Raw genomic sequence first — 18,218 nt, 5'->3', positions numbered from 1 at the left:
CCCGTCACTGCAATAGCCTCGACGGCGGACCACAAGTCAACTTCCCCCAATTCGAAAGAGGATCAATGAGCCGGATCGTAATCATCGGTGGCGGCCCAGCCGGGTACGAGGCAGCACTGGTGGCGGCACAGCACGGGGGAAAGGTGACTCTCGTCGACTCCGAGGGCATCGGTGGCGCATGTGTCCTGTGGGACTGCGTTCCGTCGAAGACCTTCATCGCGTCCACAGGCATCAGGACGGAGATGCGTCGCGCCAGCGATCTCGGGATTGCACTCGACCCGTCGCAAGCAGCGGTAGCGCTCCCGCAGATCCACGAGCGGGTCAAGTCGCTCGCTCGAGCCCAGTCCGCCGACATCGCGGCGCGGGTGCGCTCGGTGGGTGTCGAGCTGATCTCGGGGCGCGCGGAGATGATCGACACGCAGGTAGGTATGGCTGCGCATCAGATACGCGCGACGCTCGCCGACGGATCCGAACGAATCCTCGACGCCGATGTCGTCCTCATCGCTACCGGTGCGAGTCCGCGCGTGCTGAAGGGCGCCGAGCCCGATGGCGAACGGATCCTCAACTGGCGTCAGCTTTACGACCTCGACGCACTGCCCGAGCACCTCGTCGTCGTCGGTTCCGGCGTCACGGGTGCGGAGTTCGTCTCCGCGTACACCGAGATGGGCGTCAAGGTGACCGCAGTGTCGAGCCGCGACCGCGTGCTGCCGCACGAGGACGAGGATGCGGCGCTCGTGCTCGAGGACGCATTCAACGAACGCGGGGTCACGCTCGTCAAGCACGCGCGCGCCGACGCTGTCGAGCGAACCGACACCGGGGTCATCGTCCGACTCGCCGACGGCCGAACCGTCGAGGGAAGCCACGCTCTGATGACCGTCGGTTCGATCCCGAACACGTCGGGCCTCGGCTTGGAAAATGTAGGGATCGAGCTCGACCGGGGTGGATACCTGCGGGTGGACCGCGTGTCGCGTACCTCGGTCGCCGGCATCTACGCGGCCGGTGACTGCACCGGACTGCTGCCGTTGGCGTCGGTAGCGGCGATGCAGGGACGTATCGCGATGTACCACGCACTCGGTGAAGGCGTCACGCCGATCAAGCTCAAGACGGTGGCGTCCGCAGTGTTCACGCGGCCGGAGATCGCGTCGGTGGGCGTCAGTCAATCCGCCATCGACAACGGAGACGTCCCAGCTCGCACCGTGATGTTGCCGCTCGCTACCAACCCGCGAGCCAAGATGTCGGGGCTCAAGCGCGGTTTCGTCAAGATCTTCTGCCGACCGGCCACCGGTGTGGTCATCGGTGGCGTCGTCGTCGCACCGACTGCGTCGGAGTTGATCCTGCCGATCGCGATGGCGGTGCAGAACAATCTGTCGGTGAACGACCTTGCGGCAACGTTCTCGGTGTACCCGTCACTGACGGGCTCGATCACCGAGGCCGCGCGTCAGCTGATGCGGCACGACGACCTGGACTGACTCGTCCTGCTCTGGAGCCTCCGGCTCCCAGTGGCACGGTTGAGTGCATTCGGGTGCACTCGACCGCGCCACTGGGGCGGAGCCCATTCCTCTCATCATCTGAGATTTTAGTTTCATAATGTGGTCCACCGTGTCATAGTGGACGAGAGCCGACCACCACACGGCAAATTCACACCCCAGTCGATCCTCGGGTACGCCAGATCATCCGTGCTTCGACTTCGGGAGAATCCCATGTCCATCGCCTTGCCTCCGATGTCCAGCCGTCTCGGCTCCGTGCAGAGTTCGGCCATCCGCGACCTGCTCGCTCTCACAGCGCGCGAAGATGTCATCAGCCTCGCCGGCGGTCTACCTGCGCTGGAACTCATCCCGTCACGCAGGATCAGGGAGGCCGCACGGTCGGTTCTGCTCGAGTCGACCGCCGTTCAATACGGTGAAACCTCGGGCTGGCGCGGGCTTCGCGAGATCGTGGCGCATCGGGAATCGGTGATCACCGGACGTTCGGTGCAGTACGCGGAAGTGGTCATCACTCACGGATCTCAACAGGCTTTGACGTTGATCGCTCAGGCATTGCTCGATCCGGGCGCCGTCGTCGTGGTCGACGAACCTGCCTATACCGGTGCACTGCAGGTGTTTTCGATCGCCGGCGCGGACATTCATGCGATTCCGATCGGCGAGGACGGGATGGATACCGACGAACTCGAGCGTCGCCTGCGAGGCGGTCTTCGGCCCACACTCGTTCACACGGTGAGCAATTTTCACAATCCGCGTGGGGTGACGATGTCCCATGCTCGGCGACGCCACCTCGCGGAGCTGGCGGACCGATACGGCTTCTGGATACTCGAGGACGACCCGTACGGCGAAATCTGGTTCGGCGCTCCGCCGCCCGCCCCGATCGCATCCGACCGCGTCGTGCGTCTGTCCAGCGCGTCGAAGATCCTCGCCCCCGCTCTGCGCGTGGGGTGGATGGTCGCACCGAGGCCGGTGTGCGATGCAGTCGAATTGCTCAAGCAGGGCGCTGACCTGTGCGGTTCCTCGATGACCCAACAGATGGCGGCGCACATGTTGGCCGACACACCGTGGCTCGACCTTCACCTGGGCACTCTGCGTGGTGAGTACGGGCGGCGCGCCGACGCGCTGCACCGAGCTCTCGGTGCTGTGTTCGGTGACGCTGCTTCGGCGAAGCCAGCCGACGGTGGAATGTTCCTCTGGCTGACGTTCCACGACGGTACCGACACGACAGCGCTGCTGCCGACGGCTCTCGACCACGGTGTCGCGTTCGTTCCGGGAAAGGCATTCGCGGACAACGCGACCTACGAGAGATCGGCTCGGTTGTGCTTCGCAAGCTCACCTGCGCCGGTCCTGGACGAGGCAGTGCGGCGGTTGGCACGGGCTCACGCGCTGTAAGTAGCTGGGTTCGTGCAGGTAGTGCGCCTGCAGAACTACCGAGCGGGGCAGGTAGTCGCCCCGAACGGTAACGTTGTCCAGGCGCCAACAACTTTCTGTTCGAACCATCCACGTGGGGAGCGAGCTCTTGAGCAACCGATCGAACACCACATTCCTTGGTCCCGCGGCGCGCGAGGAGGCGTGGGAGCGGCTCGGATCCGAGCAGTTCGACGTGATCGTGGTCGGCGGAGGTGTCGTCGGCGCGGGAGCAGCACTCGACGCGGCGACCCGCGGGCTCAAGGTGGCACTCGTCGAAGCGCGTGACTTCGCGTCGGGGACATCGAGCCGCTCGTCGAAGATGTTCCACGGTGGTCTTCGGTACCTGGAGCAGCTCGAATTCGGCTTGGTTCGGGAGGCGCTGCACGAGCGTGAACTGTCACTGTCGACGCTGGCTCCGCACCTGGTGAAGCCACTGAAGTTCCTTTTCCCGCTGACCCATCGCGTGTGGGAGCGGCCGTACATTGCTGCAGGAATCTTTCTGTACGACACGATGGGCGGCGCGAAGTCCGTGCCCGCGCAGAAACACTTGACTCGCTCCGGCGCCCTGCGAATGTCGCCAGGGATCAAGCGAAAGTCACTGATCGGCGGGATCCGCTACTACGACACCGTCGTCGACGACGCCCGGCACACGATGAGCGTTGCTCGGACGGCTGCGCACTATGGCGCCGTCGTACGAACGTCGTCGCAGGTGGTCGGCTTCCTGAGGGAAGCTGATCGAGTGTCCGGTGTGCGGGTACGTGATTCGGAGAACGGCGCGACGACGGAGGTGCGCGGTCACGTCGTCATCAACGCAACGGGCGTGTGGACCGACGAGATTCAGGCGTTGTCCAGTCAGCGTGGCCGTTTCCGGGTTCGCGCGTCGAAGGGCGTGCACATCGTCGTGCCACGCGATCGCATCGTGAGCGAGGCAGCGATCATTCTGCGCACCGAAAAGTCGGTGCTGTTCATCATCCCGTGGGGGGCGCACTGGATCATCGGCACCACCGATACCGACTGGAAACTCGATCTCGCGCATCCAGCGGCGACCAAGGCCGACATCGACTACATCCTGGGCGAGGTCAACACAGTCCTCGTCACACCGCTCACCCATCAGGACATCGACGGTGTGTACGCAGGCCTGCGACCGCTACTGGCGGGGGAGAGCGACGAGACCTCGAAGCTCTCTCGTGAGCATGCCGTCGCACGCGTCGCGCCCGGGTTGGTGGCGATCGCAGGGGGCAAATACACCACGTACCGCGTCATGGCCGAGGACGCGGTCGATCTGGCGGCGGAGGACATCCCGGCCAGAGTCGCGTCTTCGATCACCGAAAAGGTGCCGCTGGTCGGCGCCGACGGCTACTTCGCCCTCGTCAACCAAACGCACCACCTCGCCGAGATGTACGGGCTGCATCCGTACCGAGTGACACATCTGCTCGACCGTTACGGTTCGCTCATCGACGAGGTCCTCGACTTGGCGAAGGACAAGCCAGAGTTGCTGCAGCCTCTTACCGACGCACCGAGCTACCTGCAGGTCGAGGTCGTGTATGCGGCTGCGGCCGAAGGCGCGTTGCATCTGGAGGACATCCTGTCGCGTCGTACTCGCATCTCCATCGAGTACTCCCATCGCGGTGTGAACTGCGCAGGTCAGGTCGCTGCTCTCGTCGCGCCGGTCCTCGGGTGGGATTCTGAAATGGTGGACCGCGAGGTCGACACCTACAACGCCCGCGTCGAGGCCGAGATCAAATCGCAGATGCAGCCCGACGACGAATCGGCGGATGCTCTGCGGGTCGTCGCGCCGGAGGCACGGCAGGAAATCCTGGAGCCGGTGAGCGTTGCGACGCCGCCCGTGCGGGAGCATTGACCGAGGGGCCTCGACACCGGTGGCCGACGCCACTGTGCCAGTGGTCAGTGCGTCAAAACGATCTTGACGGCGACGATGATGGTGGCCGCGGCCGCGAGCGCTAGTGATCCGAAGAATGTTTCGCGGGTCGGTTTCTCACCGCGGAGACGACCGATCACAAAGTTCGTCGACGCGATTCTGGCGATCACGGTGATCTCGGCCAGGATCTGACCGAGCTCGGGATCGAAAAGACCCCACCAGCCGATAGCCAACAAACCAGCGGGTAGCACTGCCGCGCTGAGAACGGGTACCGAGTTGCGAAGCTCGCTCAACCGTTCGGAACGCGACAGGTTGACGCCCGTCCGTACGGTCTGCCCGACTCCTTCGGCGAAGGCATGTGCAATGAAAGTCGAGATCGCGGTCCCGAGCACGATTGCAACGCCCTGGAACGTGTGCTCTTCATGGAACGTCAACGGGATGAGCGCGGCCAGGACCAGGATGTTTCCGTAGACATACGCGCTGATACGGCTCGCGGCGTTGTCCGGTTCGAGTGGGTGGCTACGAGACAGCAGCGGACGATGCAGTAGCTGCCGAAGATTCAGTGCCATGCGACAAAAGCATAGATTGCGCGGCCTCGAGATTTACCGAACAGCCGACAGAGATCCCGCTTCGCGTCGGGCCGGTGTGGTCCTGCGATGCAGCTCGTCCTGTTGTTCTCGGGTTCGCACCAGAGTCCGAGGCGCTGTGGCTGCCACCGACCCCGACACTGCCATGACGGACAGAGTGAGTATCGCCAAGAAGATCATGGATTCGATGATCGGCGCCGACCCTGTGAATCAGCTGGGTTGCGGCTGGCAATACGGGCAGTAATAGATCTGCCGTTCCTCGAGCGGATTGTCGCCCAACGTCCCGAATTCGATCGTGGTCCCGCAGCGTCTGCACGGCTTGTTCTCGCGCCCGTACACCCAGAAGTGTCGGCCCGCTCGGCGGTCGCCAGTGGTGACCCGTTGATTTCGGTCCTTGTTGGCAACGATCGTCCGCGACGACAGGTCGACGATCTTGTCGATGTTGCCGGCGTCTTTCACCGGCGTCCTGGGATCTATGCCGCGAAGGAAGCAGATCTCGTTGCGATAGACGTTGCCGAGCCCCGCGAGGTTGCGTTGATCGAGCAAGGCAAGGCCGATCGCCCGGTTGGGATCGGAGCGAAGGTTGGCGACCGCGGCAGATGCGTCCCAGTCCGGACCGAGCAAGTCGGGTCCGAGGTAGCCGACCACGTCCTCCTCGTTCTCGACGATGTCCAGAACGCCCAATTCGAATCCGACAGCGGTCGATCGGTCGGTCGAGAGAATCGCTCGAGCTTGGAAGGCCGGCCTTCTCCATTTACCGCCGCGCGGGTAGACCTGCCAGGTGCCTTCCATCTTCAGATGGCTGTGGATCGAATAGCCGCCGACCCGAATCAGCAGGTGCTTGCCGCGGGAGCGCACCGCGTCGACCGCGTGCCCGGTGAAGTCGACGGTGGCATACCTCGGCACACGGATGTCGCAGCCGGTGAGGACATGGCCTTCGAGCGCCGCGCGCAGCGTATTGGCCGCGCGGTACACGGTGTCGCCTTCGGGCATGTCAGCTCCTCAGCCTGAGTCCGCGCGGCGTCACGGAGAACCCGGCCTCGGTCAGCACCTTCGCGAACCGGGTGCCGTGAATGTCGTTGCCGTCCACCCGTTCCACGAGCAGCTTGTCGACACCTCCCCGTTTGACCGTCGCGGCAAGAGCGTGTGCGGCCGTTGCCGTTACGGTGTCGTCGTCGGAAAATGTCAGGACGGTCTTGCCGCCTCGTTCTACGTACATCGCGAGTTCACCCTCGTGCAGTACGACCAGTGCACCCGCCTTTCGGCCAGGACGGTGTTTGATCTCCTCGTCCGACGCCCGTTTGGGCCACGTCAACGCCGCGCCGTAGGGGTTCGCAGGGTCGCAGGCCGCGAGTACGACGGCACCCGTCTTCTCCCGCTCCTCGTAGGTTCGCAGTCGGTCTACCACCTCGGATGTGGAGAATTGCGCGCCACCGAGCGAGTCGACGAAGTACCCGCGCCTGCTGCGACCGGAATCCTCGAACGTGGTGAGCACCTTGTACATCGTTGCGAATCCACCCGGCACACCCTCGTTCATGACCGACCCACGAGTCACCACGCCGTAGCGTTCGAGAAGTACATCGGCGGTGGCGTGGGCGCGGACCGTGGCGTCGGGTTCGAGCTCGGGCAGACGGGACCACCGTCCGCCTGCCGTCGGCGGCCCGGTTCGGGTGGGCATGGTCGGACGCTCGAGCCTGCGGTACGACCTCAGCCGAGGCGTTCTGCGGGGTGCACGATGGCTGGGCGCCGATCTTGTCGTTGCGTTGAGCAGAGCGCGCAACGGCGCGAAGGTGTCGTTGCTGAGTTGGCCTGCCCAGACGAGCTCCCACAATGCTGCGTGCAAGCTGTCGTCGTCAGTGCTACCGACGGTATCGGACAGCTGGCGGAAGAAGTATGCACCGCCTGCGGAGACTGCATCGAGTACCCGTAGCTGAAGCTCCGACAGATCGGACTCGGCGGGCGGCGCAAGGGTCAGCGGTGCTGTGTCCGCCATGTGCAGACAGACCCACCCGTCCTTCGAGGTGATCGATCCATGGCCGGACCATATGACCTCGCCGGTGGATGTGAGCTCGTCGAGCATTGCGGGGGAGTAGTCGCGAACCCTCGACGCGAGCACGAGCGGTTCCCACGCGGAGGCTGGAATCGGCACTCCGGACAGCTGTTCGACGATCGTCGCCACTCCGTCGATTCCACTGAGTTGACGACTGTCGACGTGCTGCCATGCGGGTAGGAAACGTCCGAAGGTAGCGGTGGCGACGGGTTCGATTTCGTGCCTCGCCGCAGCAAGTGACCTACGACGAATTCGACGCAGGACTTCGGCGTCGCACCACTCGCTACCGGTCTTCTGAGGTCGGAACTCCCCCTCGACGACGCGCTTGTCGGCCCCGAGCGCCGCCAACGCACTCTTGGCGACTGCCGTCCCCAGGCCGAATCGGGTGGCAAGGTCGGTCACCGCGAACGGTCCATGCGTGCGGGCGAAGCGGCTGACGAGGTCGGTCAGGGGATCGTCGACCGGTTCGATGAACGCAGCCGGGGTGCCGATCGGCAGCGGGACACCGAGTGCGTCGCGTAGTCGGCTGGCGTCCTCGATTGCGGCCCACCAGGTGTGACCGGCGAAGCTGACCTCCAATGCTCTACGAGCAGAAGCCAGTTCGGTCAACCACAGCTGGGACTCGTCGCCGTTGGTGCGTGCTGCCACTTCGTCGATCGTCAACGGCCCGAGCATTCGGAGCAGGTCGGCGACACCTTCGATGTCTTTCGCGTGCCGGTCGGGTGCAAGCCGCTGCAGCTCCGACTCGGTGATCTCGATGACGGACTGGTCCAGGAGTTCGCGCAGCTCGACCCGTCCGAGAAGCTCGGCCAGCAAGGTCGAATCGAGCGAGAGCGCTTGTGCGCGGCGTTCGGCGAGAGGGCTGTCACCCTCGTACATGAACGCTCCGACATAGCTGAACAGCAACGAGTTGGCGAACGGTGACGGCGATGCGGTCTCGACCTCGACGATCCGAATTTGCCGTCGTCCGATCTGCGCCAAAATCTCTTCCAGGGCAGGCAGGTCGTAGACGTCCTGCAGGCACTCACGGACGGTTTCGAGGAGTATGGGGAACGTCGGGTACTTGCGTGCAACGTCGAGCAATTGAGCCGCCCGTTGCCGCTGCTGCCACAGTGGGGCCCGCTTACCCGGATTGCGGCGGGGGAGAAGCAGTGCGCGGGCAGCACACTCGCGGAAACGCGATGCAAACAAAGCAGATCCGCCGACCTGCTCGGTGACGATGTCGGCTATCTCGTCTCTCTCGAAGACGAACAGATCGGCACCGGGCGGGCGGTCCTCGGTATCGGGCAGACGCACGATGATCCCGTCGTCGGATGCAGTGGGAGCGGCATCGATGCCGTACCTCTCGATCAACCGCGCGCCGATGGCGAGCGCCCACGGGGCATGCACCTGCTGGCCGTATGTCGAGTGCAGCACCAGACGCCAGTCGCCGAGCTCGTCACGGAACCGTTCGACGATCATGGTCCGATCGGTCGGAAGCTGCCCGGTGGCCGTGTTCTGTTCGTCGAGGAGCGCGATCAGATTGTTGACGGCATTCGGGTCGAGTCCGTCGTCGGACAGTCGTTGCGACAGCGGTCCGCGCTCGGTGGTGCTGCGCAGGAATTCGCCGAGTGCGCGCCCGAGCTCAGCGGGCCTGCCGAGGCCGTCGCCGTGCCAGAACGGTAGTCGACCAGGTTGTCCGTAGGCGGGACTGACGAGAACCCGATCGTGGGTGATCTCCTCGATTCGCCAGCTGGTGGCACCGAGCGCGAAGACGTCGCCGACTCGGGACTCGTAGACCATCTCCTCATCCAGTTCGCCTACGCGAGAGGCTTTTTCGCCGACCATGTACACGGTGAACAGGCCGCGGTCCGGGATGGAGCCACCGGACGTCACGGCAAGGCGTTGCGCCCCCGGCCGGCCGGTCAGGGTGTTCGCGTCGCGGTCCCAGACCAGCCTCGGCCTCAGCTCGGCGAACTCGTCGGACGGATATCTGCCGGCCAAGAGGTCGAGGGTGGACTCGTAGGCCGAACGGGGCAGAGTAGCGAAGCTGCCGGTGCGGCGAACCGCGTCGAACCAGTCGTGCGCATCGATCGGTTCCAGCGCGCAGGCAGCTACGGTCTGCTGGGCCAGGATATCGAGTGGGTTTGCCGGCACGAACAGTGATTCGATCTTGCCCGACGTCATGCGTTCGACCGTGACAGCGCAGTGGATCAGGTCGGTGCGGTGCTTCGGAAACAGCACGCCCTTGGAGATCTCACCGACTTGGTGTCCGGCGCGTCCGACGCGCTGCAACCCGCTCGCCACCGATGGCGGCGCTTCGACCTGGACCACGAGATCGACTGCTCCCATGTCGATTCCGAGTTCCAAGCTACTCGTCGCGACCACGCACCGAAGTCGACCGGTCTTGAGGTCGTCTTCGATGAGGGCGCGCTGGTCCTTGCTGACGCTGCCGTGGTGGGCGCGGGCGAGCAATGGATCGGCGCCGTGCCCCACCTCGCTCGAACCGCCGAGTTGGGACGGCGGGCCGTGGACAGTGTCGACTCCCTCGCCGAGTCGCTCGGAGTACACCTCGTTGAGGCGTGCAGTCAACCGCTCGGCGAGACGCCTCGAGTTGGCGAACACGATGCACGACTTGTGCTCGAGAATCAGGTCGACGATCTTCTCCTCGACGTGAGGCCAGATGGAACCCTGCTGCGGCGCGGCCGTGGCATCGCCGTCGGGCGATTCCTTGACACCGAGTTCGGTCATGTCTTCGACGGGCACCTGCACGGAGAGGTCGAACGTCTTGGGCGCCGGGGGCGCCACGATCTCGATGGGGGCCACTCCGGTCAGGAATCGCCCCACCTCTTCGTGGGGGCGAACCGTCGCCGACAGCCCTATCCGTTGCGCGGGCTTCGCCAGCATCAGATCGAGACGTTCCAACGACAACGCCAGGTGCGAGCCACGCTTGGTTCCGGCGACAGCGTGTACTTCGTCGACGATGACGGTGTCGACGAGGGTGAGGGACTCACGCGCCGCGGAGGTGAGCATCAGGAAGAGCGACTCGGGCGTGGTGATCAGGATGTCCGGCGGCGTCTTGATCATCGAACGGCGGTCGGCGGGACTCGTGTCTCCTGACCGGACGCCGACCGAGATGTCGGGTGGCTCGAGGCCGAGCCGTTTGGCGGTCTGCGTGATGCCGACCAACGGGGCGCGTAGATTCCGCTCGACGTCTACGGCCAGCGCCTTGAGCGGCGAGATGTACAGAACCTTCGTCTTGCGTTCTTCAGCCGGTTTCCGGCTGGCCAACTGATCGATCGACCACAGGAACGCGGACAGCGTCTTGCCCGATCCGGTCGGCGCGACGACCAGCGTGTGGCGGCCGCTGGAGATCGCATCCCACGCGCCGACCTGGGCGGACGTGGGACTGTGGAACGCGCCGCTGAACCACTCCTGAGTAGCGGGAGAGAACTTGGACAGGCCAGTGCCGTTCTGCTGCTCGGACGCGCGTTTTCTGGCCACCCGACCACTATGCCCCGAGGTACCGACAAACAACCACGAGCACCGTTGACGTGTGAAACCTGTGGCGATCGGGTACGGCACAGAGATGACCGAAGACCAAGACATCATGCAGAAGATTTCCGCACAGCTCGATGCTCGGCTCGGCAGGCAGACCAACGGTCTTCAGAACGAGGTCCCACCCGGAGCCAGCATTCAGAACGACGATGGCGAACGCGGACCGCTCGGTCGGGACTACCACCTGGCGAGCAAGTACGCGCAAGCGTTGGCTATCGGCGAGCCCCAGCTGGTCGATCGCGCCGAATTCGATCGTCTCGTGGCCGAATACGGCCAAGCCGAAAGCTGATCCGAACCGGGCCTACGAACGGTTACCTGGGCAACCTGGCACCCTTTTTGCCGAGTGAGCACACGTGTTCACGTGGTGATAAGGGGTGCCAGGTCGGGAAAAACGGTGCTAGCTACGTACATCTCCGACCCGGCCGGCGACGCCCGCCCGGACGACGAGATCGACGACCTCCGCAGCGGTGGCAACCGTGGCGATCGAACCAGGCGACGTTCTCGCACGTACACGTCGGGGGAGAAGACCGTCTGCGGCGTTGATCGGTCGATGTCTCGACCACCCGCGCAGCACATCGACTCGGCGGGGCGGAACTCGTGGTTCGCCGACGTCGACGACGGTGACAGGACCGTCGAACTCGGAGTACGCGTAGTCGATCGCCTCGGCGATCGCGGCATCGAGGTCCGGCTGCGTGACGTATCCGCGCGGGCCGGTGCTGAGGCCGTGTCCAGGCAGGTCGAGCAGGACGCAGTCGATACCTGCTTTGCTGAGTTCCAGGGCAACCGGGCTGAGGTAGCGAGCGTGTAGACCGGGCCGGACCGGTATCACCACTGAAGCGACGCCGGATCCTCGGTGGACTTCGATATGGACCCGTCCGGTCGGGGTCGGCAGCTGAGCATGTTCGCCGGCAACCATTCCGACGTACTTCGAGGCGGGCTCCAGCGCCGCCTCGCAGGCGTCGTGCGAGGTCAACGCGTACTGTCCGCCGAAGATCGGCCGACCCTGCAGCAATACCATGATCGCCGCGCATTCGCGTGAAGTCAGCGTCGCAGTCCATCCGGTTGCCTCGTGCAGCGAAGTCGAGTCGACCTTCGGCTCGCCCGCAGTCACCCACTGCCCGGAGAACGGCGTGAGGCCGAAACGAAATGCTATGTCGGCAGCCCTGATTGCGGGTTTCTCGGGAACGTCGAACAACCACTGTCCCTGCATCTTCGCCAGTTCGCGCACCCCGGTCCAGTCGCGGGGGCCGACGTTGTAGGGTCCGACCAAATCCTGCTTGGCGGCCCGGTGAAAGGCGTCGGCGAGATCGCGCTGATGCAAAAACTGGTACGCCGCTTTGTCCGCCTGTGGGAATGCGGCGATCTTGCCAGTGAATTGATCGATGCCGTCGTTGGAGAAATCAGGTCCGATCACGTAGGTGGGGCGCAGCATTGACACCGCCATCTCGCCTGGATGTCGGCGTAGCCACCACTCCGCGTAGTGCTCCACTTCGGCCTTGTCGTGGAAGTAGTAGCGGTCTGGATCGCCTGCGGGGTAGTGGGTTTCGTCGATGGGATCGTCGTGGATCTCCGCTCCGTACGCATTGATGCTGGACGCGATGACGAAGCGGCTCACCCCGGCGCGGTACGCGGAGTCGAGAACATTGCGTGACCCACGTTGGTTGATGTCGTGCGTTTCGGACTTGTCCTTCAGTTCCTCGACGACGAACGCCAGATGAAGTACGACATCGTATCCGCGGAGGATGTTCTCCAGATCGGCGGAACGGATGTCAGCGCGGACGGAGCGCAACTTCGGATGTGTGCGATCGAGTGGCCGTCGGGCTATGCCGAGGACCGAATCCACATCGTCGTCGTCGAGCAGCGCAGGCAGGATCACCTTCGCGAAATCGCTCGTCGCGCCGGTGACCGCGATGCGCAAGGTCACGACGGCAGCTCGGCGACGGTCTCGGCGATCGTCTCTACCGCGGTCCGGATCTGCTGGTCGGTGTGCGACGCCATGACGCACAGGCGTAGGAGTGCACCGTTGCGTGGGACGGCCGGGTGCAGCGCGGCAGAGGTGAAGATTCCTTTGTCGAACAGACTGCGCCACAGGTTCATTGCGACCAGATCGTCGCCGATGTGCAGGGAAACGATCGGCGACGCTGTGTCGCCGCCAGGGATGGGGGAGCGAGCTCCGATGTCGAGCCCTTCCGCTGCCAAACCGCCACGGAGCGCCTCGGCGTTGTCGAGTACGCGGCGTGCCCGTTGTCTGCCTTCCTCGCTCCTGATCAATTTGATCGAGGCGAGCGAGGCGCCGACCGCTGCCGGTACCCCGGACGTGGTGAACAGAAATGCGCGAGCGTGGATCCGCAAGTTGTCGAGCAGATCGTGCGATCCGGCGATGAATCCACCGGTGGAGCTCGGACTCTTGGACAACGACGCCATTCGTATGTCGGTGCCGCCGGTGGTTCCGAACAATTCGGCTGCGCCGGTGAGCTGCTCACCGTAGATTCCGACGCTGTGCGCCTCGTCGACCATCAGGGCGGCGCCGTACTTGGTGCAGAGCGCGGTCACCTTGTCCAGCGGAGCCAGGTCGCCCTCCATGGAATAGAGACCGTCCACGATGACCAGCACAGCGCCGTCGTCGACCACAGGGGCCTGTAGCTGCGTCTCCAGGTCCTCCATGTCGTTGTGCGCGAACTTGCGGATCGTGGCGCCTGACAGGGCGCTACCGTCGCGAATCGATGCGTGGGCCGCCGAATCGACGACGATGACATCACCCTTGCCGACGATCGCAGCGATGGTTCCGAGGTTCGTCTGATAGCCGGTGGTGAATACCATGGCATCTTCGGTGCCGTGCCATTCACGGATCTCGTTCTCGAGTTCGAGATGGATGTCCATGGTGCCGTTGAGCAGGCGACTGCCGGTGATCGCGGATCCGAACGTATCGAGTGCATCCTGGGCGCCCTGGGTGATGTCGGGATGATCGGCAAGCCCGAGATAGTTGTTCGAGCCCAACATGATCCTGTCCTTGCCTTCGACCTGCACGATCGGTGCGGTCGCGGACTCCATGACGCGGAAGTAGGGCGACACATCGCTCTCGCGCACAGCGCGCAGCAGCTCGACTCTTTCGTCTCCGTCGAGTCGTTTTATCAAACGGTTGGCAGTCATCGTCGAAAGTTCTCCTGACGCATCGTGTGGGATGTGGTGAAGGATCCAGCTGTGAATCGATGGTCGCGAATTCGAGGAGTGATTCGACACCGCCGCAGAATTGGATTGGTCGAGTGCATGTTCATCTATTTCTCCAGGTACCCGCTTTCGGGCAGCGAAAAACAAACTTAGTTCCTCTTTCGATCCCCCGAGGGCTTTACTCCCATTTGAATGTTTTGCCTGCTCGGTGCATGGGTACGGCTGTTTTGGTTGCGAATTCGATTCACCTTTGTTTGCCATGCCCATTTGATTTCACCAGGAGAGTCATGACTGCATTGATGGTTCGAGAACGCGAAATGCTGGAAAACTACATCCCAGGCTTGTTGGACTATTTGGACCGAACGCCGTTGATGGACCTCGAAAGCAGGGGAAGCGACGCGATCGCCAAATTCAAGGAGTTCGGGGGCACATCGCTGATAGTGCCGAAAGAACTCGGTGGTAGAGGCGCTACTGCCCTGGAAGCCGTGCGCGCACAGCGCGCCATCGGGTCGCGGTCGCCGTCGCTGGGGGCCGCGACGACGATGCACCATCTGTCGATCGCCTCGCTCATCGAGTTCGCGCGCGGGGCTTCGGAGGACGACCGGGCACTCGTGAAGGGGTTGGTGGGCCAACATGCCGTCATCGCATCCGGGTTCTCGGAGGGAACGCCGGGTGGAAGCGTGTTCGTCCCGACAATGAAAGCCAAGCGAGTCGGCGACGTATACGTGGTCAACGGAAGCAAGAAGCCGTGCAGCCTGTCCGGTTCCATGGACTTGTTGACCGCCAGCGTCGAGGTGGAGGGTGTCGGAGCGAAGGACGGCGAACGCGCAGTTGCACTGATACCCGCTGCTCTCGACGGACTGACGGTCGAAAAGTTCTGGGAAACGCCATTTCTCGCGGCATCGCAGAGCGACGTGGTGAATCTGCGCGACGTCGAGGTTCCGGCCGACCTCGTGTTGCTGAACAGTGACGACGACCCTGACGGTGTGCACGAAATGACCGGATACCTCTGGTTCGGCATGCTGATCAGCGCGAACTACCTCGGCGGTGCGACGATTCTGTTGGAAAAGATGCTGGCGGCCGACAAGGGTGACTACGAGGGTTACACGCGAGCAGCGGCGGAGATCGAGAACAGTATGGCTGCCATCGAGAGCGTTGCGCGGGCTGTCGACGATGGTGAACGTGGTCAGGACATCTCGGCTCGGCTGTTGTTCTGCCGCATCGCCATTCGCGATGCACTGATACGGGCCAGCTCTGCGGCGATGGAGTCGCTGGGTGGTATCGCCTTCATCAAGTCACCTGAAGTGGGATATCTCGCAGCCGCCTTGCAGGCCTTCGCCTTTCACCCGCCGTCGAGGCGCTCGATCTCGGAGACCCTTGCCAGGTACCACGCAGGAGACGAGTTCGCGTTCGTGAAGTGAGCGAGTCAGTCTTGGATGTCTTCGTCGTCCAACTTGTCCTGGCCGCGGTTACGGAAGAATTTGAACCCCGGGATCCCGATGACAGCCCGTCGTACATCCTTTGTGACGCCGAGCAATTCGTGGATCTCGGGGGCGACGGTATCCAACGTGGCCAGGATAGGGATGACCGCCTCCATGTGTGCGACGAGCCCAGGCAACTGATCGACCATCGCGATCGCCGCATCTATCTCGTCCTCGTCCAGGTTCTCGACGAACTTCTTCGCCATCGGCGCGGATCGTTGTGCGATGGGATCGAACAGTTCGACCAAGCCGAGCGCGGTGACCGAGGCTTTGGATGCCGAATCCACGACGTCCTCCGCGGACCGCGTCGTCGTGGCGACCTCGGCGACGACCGTGTTGGCGGCGTCGACGACAGTGTTGACGCGCACCAGAAGCGCGGACACATCGTCGAGCAGCGCTTCGACCCGACTTGGCAGTTCGAACGCGAAAACAGCAGTGTCGATGGACCACCGGGCACTCGATCGGACAATGTCGAGTCCTATCTTCACGACGGTGAAACCGCTGTTGAGATCGGGAAGCCGCACGCCCGCACGCTCGAGTGCCATGACACGAACAATGCCACAGGGCCCCCTCGTCGTCGGCGGCACCGCGCGGATGCGGTTAGCCTCGAGGCATGAGAGTTCTCGTCACCGGTGCCAGTGGGTACATCGGGTCGCGGTTGGTCGCAGCATTGCTCGACGACGGTGACACGGTTGTCGCAGCGTCGAGGAATCCCGCCGGCCTGAGCGTGTTCGACTGGTGGGACGACGTGCAGCCGTGCCAACTCGATGCGAGTGACGAAGGTTCGCTGAAAGACGGGTTCGCCTCCGCTGGGCAGATCGATGTCGCGTACTACTTGGTGCACGCGATCGGGCAGTCGGACTATCGGGCTCAGGACAAAAGTTCGGCGCAGCAGTTCGCCGCCGCTGCGGCTGCCGCAGGTGTGAAGAGAATCGTCTACCTGGGAGGCTTCGTTCCCGACGACGAGCAGCTCTCCGAGCATCTTGCGAGCCGAGCAGACGTCGGAACGGCGCTGAGCGTGGACGGCGTCGAGCTCGTCTGGTTGAAGGCGGCGATAGTGCTGGGCGCGGGCTCCACGTCGTACGAAATGCTCCGCTACCTCGCGGACAGGCTTCTCGTCCTGCCGTTGCCTGCGTGGTTGAGCCACCCCGTTCAGCCCATTGCGGTCGACGATGTGCTGTTCTACCTGCTGGCTTCGCGATCGACCGTGCCTGCAGGTGCGTACGACATCGGCGGCCCCGACGTCGTTCCTTACCGGGACCTGCTGTTCGCCTACGTCGACGCTGCTGGCTTGACGCGGGTCGGGGTATCGATGCCGGGTGTCCCCACCTCGCTCGCCGGTCGGGTGATCGGCAAGATCATCCCGCTACCGGACGCGCTGGCGGAGGACCTGGTCGATTCGCTGCACAACACGATGACCACCGGCGAGGACCGTATCGTCGAGCTGGCGGGTGAACCTGCAGGCGGCCGGACCACCGTGGAGAGCGCTATGCACCGAAGTGTGCAGGGCACGGTCGGCACACCGCCCGGGGTGCGTGCGCTCAAGGACCCGTTGCGACTGGCGGTGACCGATGCCGCATGGAGCGGCGGTGACGAACTCGGCATCCGCAGGTACGGGGTGGCAGCCTCGTCGGGACAGACATGGAGCCTGTTGGAGTCGCTCGGCGCGACCAAGCTTCTGTATTCCTGGCCGGTGGCCGCTGTGGTCCGCACCAACCTGGACGTCGTCGACGGGGTTTCGGACCGCGCACGATCGGTGATACGACGCGTGCTGCACGACGACAAACCCCAAGAACCGTCACAGCTGGATGACAAGACAACGGAGGTGTGATGGCGTCCTGGCAGACGAGCGTCAGAGACGTCGTCCGATCCGCTCTCGTGGAGAAGGTGGATCGAAACCACGAAGAAACCGACAGGGCGTTCCTCCGTCGACGGATCGTAGTAGTCGTCACACTTGTCGTCGGGGCGACGCTGCTGGGGGTGTCGCTGTCCGTCAGCCCCGGCGACAGCGCGTTCTACCCCCTGACCATCGGTCTGGCGGCGGCATGGATCATCGGCGGCTTCGCCTCCGGCCCGCTGCACCTGGGGCGAATCACCTTCAAAGGATCGATGCGACGTCCGATCGTCACGCCGATTCTGATCGGTCTCGCTGCGGGCGCGGTATTCGTCGCAGGCGCGCTGGTCGTGCGCCAGATTCCCCCACTCGCCGACTTCACCGAAAACGTCCTGGCACACGCCCGGTTCGGGCCGCTCGCACTGATCGTGTTCATCACTCTCCTCAACGGTGTTGCCGAAGAGATCTTCTTCCGAGGAGCGTTGTTCGCGGCCATCGGTCGTAAGAAGCCGGTGCTCATCTCGACGATCGTCTACACCGTCGTCACATTGGCGAGTGGCAATCCGATGCTGGCGTTCGCAGCCATCACCCTCGGGTTCGTCCTGGCACTGCAGAGGCGCGCGTCGGGCGGCATACTTGCGCCGATCTTGACGCATGTTGCCTGGTCGACGGTGATGGTCTTCGTTCTGCCCCCTCTGTTCGTATCATGATCGAAAACAAACTATCTCTCTTGAAAAATGATTTGTCTGCGGTCCGATAGGCCGAAAGTTACCTGTCTGAGCTACATTGCG

Annotated in this window: 13 protein-coding genes; 7 read left to right on the top strand and 6 right to left on the bottom strand. The window is 63.8% G+C overall.

The genetic code is table 11. From position 1 onward, the window contains the following. Positions 1-65: 65 nt before the first annotated feature. From ACODSO_RS24060 to glpD, 3 genes are all read left to right on the top strand, one after another. A complete protein-coding gene (locus ACODSO_RS24060) occupies positions 66-1,469 on the top strand; it encodes an NAD(P)H-quinone dehydrogenase (RefSeq protein ID WP_489039187.1) in 1,404 nt (467 codons plus the stop codon). A gap of 231 nt (positions 1,470-1,700) precedes the next feature. Then, positions 1,701-2,873 (top strand): aminotransferase-like domain-containing protein, encoded by a 1,173-nt coding sequence (locus ACODSO_RS24055; RefSeq protein WP_489039186.1) that lies wholly within the window; start codon positions 1,701-1,703, stop codon positions 2,871-2,873. A 127-nt stretch (positions 2,874-3,000) separates the two neighbouring features. Beyond that, positions 3,001-4,752, top strand: a complete 1,752-nt coding sequence (glpD, locus tag ACODSO_RS24050) for a glycerol-3-phosphate dehydrogenase (RefSeq protein WP_489039185.1) — start codon at positions 3,001-3,003, stop codon at positions 4,750-4,752. Positions 4,753-4,796: 44 nt separating this feature from the next. Here the strand turns inward: glpD and ACODSO_RS24045 are convergent, their stop codons facing one another. From ACODSO_RS24045 to ACODSO_RS24035, 3 genes are all read right to left on the bottom strand, one after another. Further along, positions 4,797-5,339 (bottom strand): hypothetical protein, encoded by a 543-nt coding sequence (locus tag ACODSO_RS24045; protein WP_489039184.1) that lies wholly within the window; start codon positions 5,337-5,339, stop codon positions 4,797-4,799. A gap of 228 nt (positions 5,340-5,567) precedes the next feature. Continuing rightward, positions 5,568-6,350: a DNA-formamidopyrimidine glycosylase family protein gene (locus ACODSO_RS24040; protein WP_489039183.1), complete on the bottom strand. Its 783-nt coding sequence runs from the start codon at positions 6,348-6,350 to the stop codon at positions 5,568-5,570. 1 nt (position 6,351) lies between these two features. Continuing rightward, on the bottom strand, positions 6,352-10,890 hold the full coding sequence (locus tag ACODSO_RS24035; protein ID WP_489039182.1) for an ATP-dependent helicase: 4,539 nt from the start codon (positions 10,888-10,890) through the stop codon (positions 6,352-6,354). 85 nt (positions 10,891-10,975) lie between these two features. Here ACODSO_RS24035 and ACODSO_RS24030 point away from each other — a divergent pair, with 85 nt between their 5' ends. After that, positions 10,976-11,233, top strand: a complete 258-nt coding sequence (locus tag ACODSO_RS24030) for a modification methylase HgiDII (RefSeq protein ID WP_068380757.1) — start codon at positions 10,976-10,978, stop codon at positions 11,231-11,233. Between the two features lie 108 nt (positions 11,234-11,341). Here ACODSO_RS24030 and ACODSO_RS24025 read toward each other — a convergent pair whose 3' ends face one another. After that, positions 11,342-12,868 carry an NAD-dependent epimerase/dehydratase family protein gene (locus ACODSO_RS24025; protein WP_489039180.1) on the bottom strand — a complete coding sequence of 509 codons (1,527 nt, stop codon included), beginning with the start codon at positions 12,866-12,868 and terminating at the stop codon, positions 11,342-11,344. Further along, the gene (locus ACODSO_RS24020; RefSeq protein ID WP_489039179.1) at positions 12,865-14,094 is read right to left on the bottom strand and encodes an aminotransferase class I/II-fold pyridoxal phosphate-dependent enzyme; all 1,230 of its coding nucleotides are present in this window, start codon (positions 14,092-14,094) and stop codon (positions 12,865-12,867) included. The genes ACODSO_RS24025 and ACODSO_RS24020 overlap by 4 nt, the downstream gene beginning before the upstream one ends. A 305-nt stretch (positions 14,095-14,399) precedes the next feature. Here ACODSO_RS24020 and ACODSO_RS24015 point away from each other — a divergent pair, with 305 nt between their 5' ends. Then, positions 14,400-15,533 (top strand): acyl-CoA dehydrogenase family protein, encoded by a 1,134-nt coding sequence (locus ACODSO_RS24015; RefSeq protein ID WP_489039178.1) that lies wholly within the window; start codon positions 14,400-14,402, stop codon positions 15,531-15,533. A gap of 5 nt (positions 15,534-15,538) precedes the next feature. Here the strand turns inward: ACODSO_RS24015 and ACODSO_RS24010 are convergent, their stop codons facing one another. Beyond that, a complete protein-coding gene (locus ACODSO_RS24010; protein WP_489039177.1) occupies positions 15,539-16,138 on the bottom strand; it encodes a ribulose 1,5-bisphosphate carboxylase large subunit in 600 nt (199 codons plus the stop codon). Between the two features lie 68 nt (positions 16,139-16,206). Between ACODSO_RS24010 and ACODSO_RS24005 the strand changes: the two genes are divergently transcribed. Further along, a complete protein-coding gene (locus tag ACODSO_RS24005; RefSeq protein WP_489039176.1) occupies positions 16,207-17,424 on the top strand; it encodes an NAD(P)H-binding protein in 1,218 nt (405 codons plus the stop codon). After that, positions 17,424-18,137, top strand: coding sequence for a CPBP family intramembrane glutamic endopeptidase (locus ACODSO_RS24000; protein ID WP_489039175.1), 714 nt, complete (start codon positions 17,424-17,426; stop codon positions 18,135-18,137). The genes ACODSO_RS24005 and ACODSO_RS24000 overlap by 1 nt, the downstream gene beginning before the upstream one ends. The last annotated feature ends 81 nt before the right edge of the window (positions 18,138-18,218 follow it).

Source organism: Rhodococcus sp. FG69, assembly GCF_057808915.1.
Note: the sequence above shows the minus strand (reverse complement) of the source record. Positions and strands in the feature narration are given on the sequence as shown.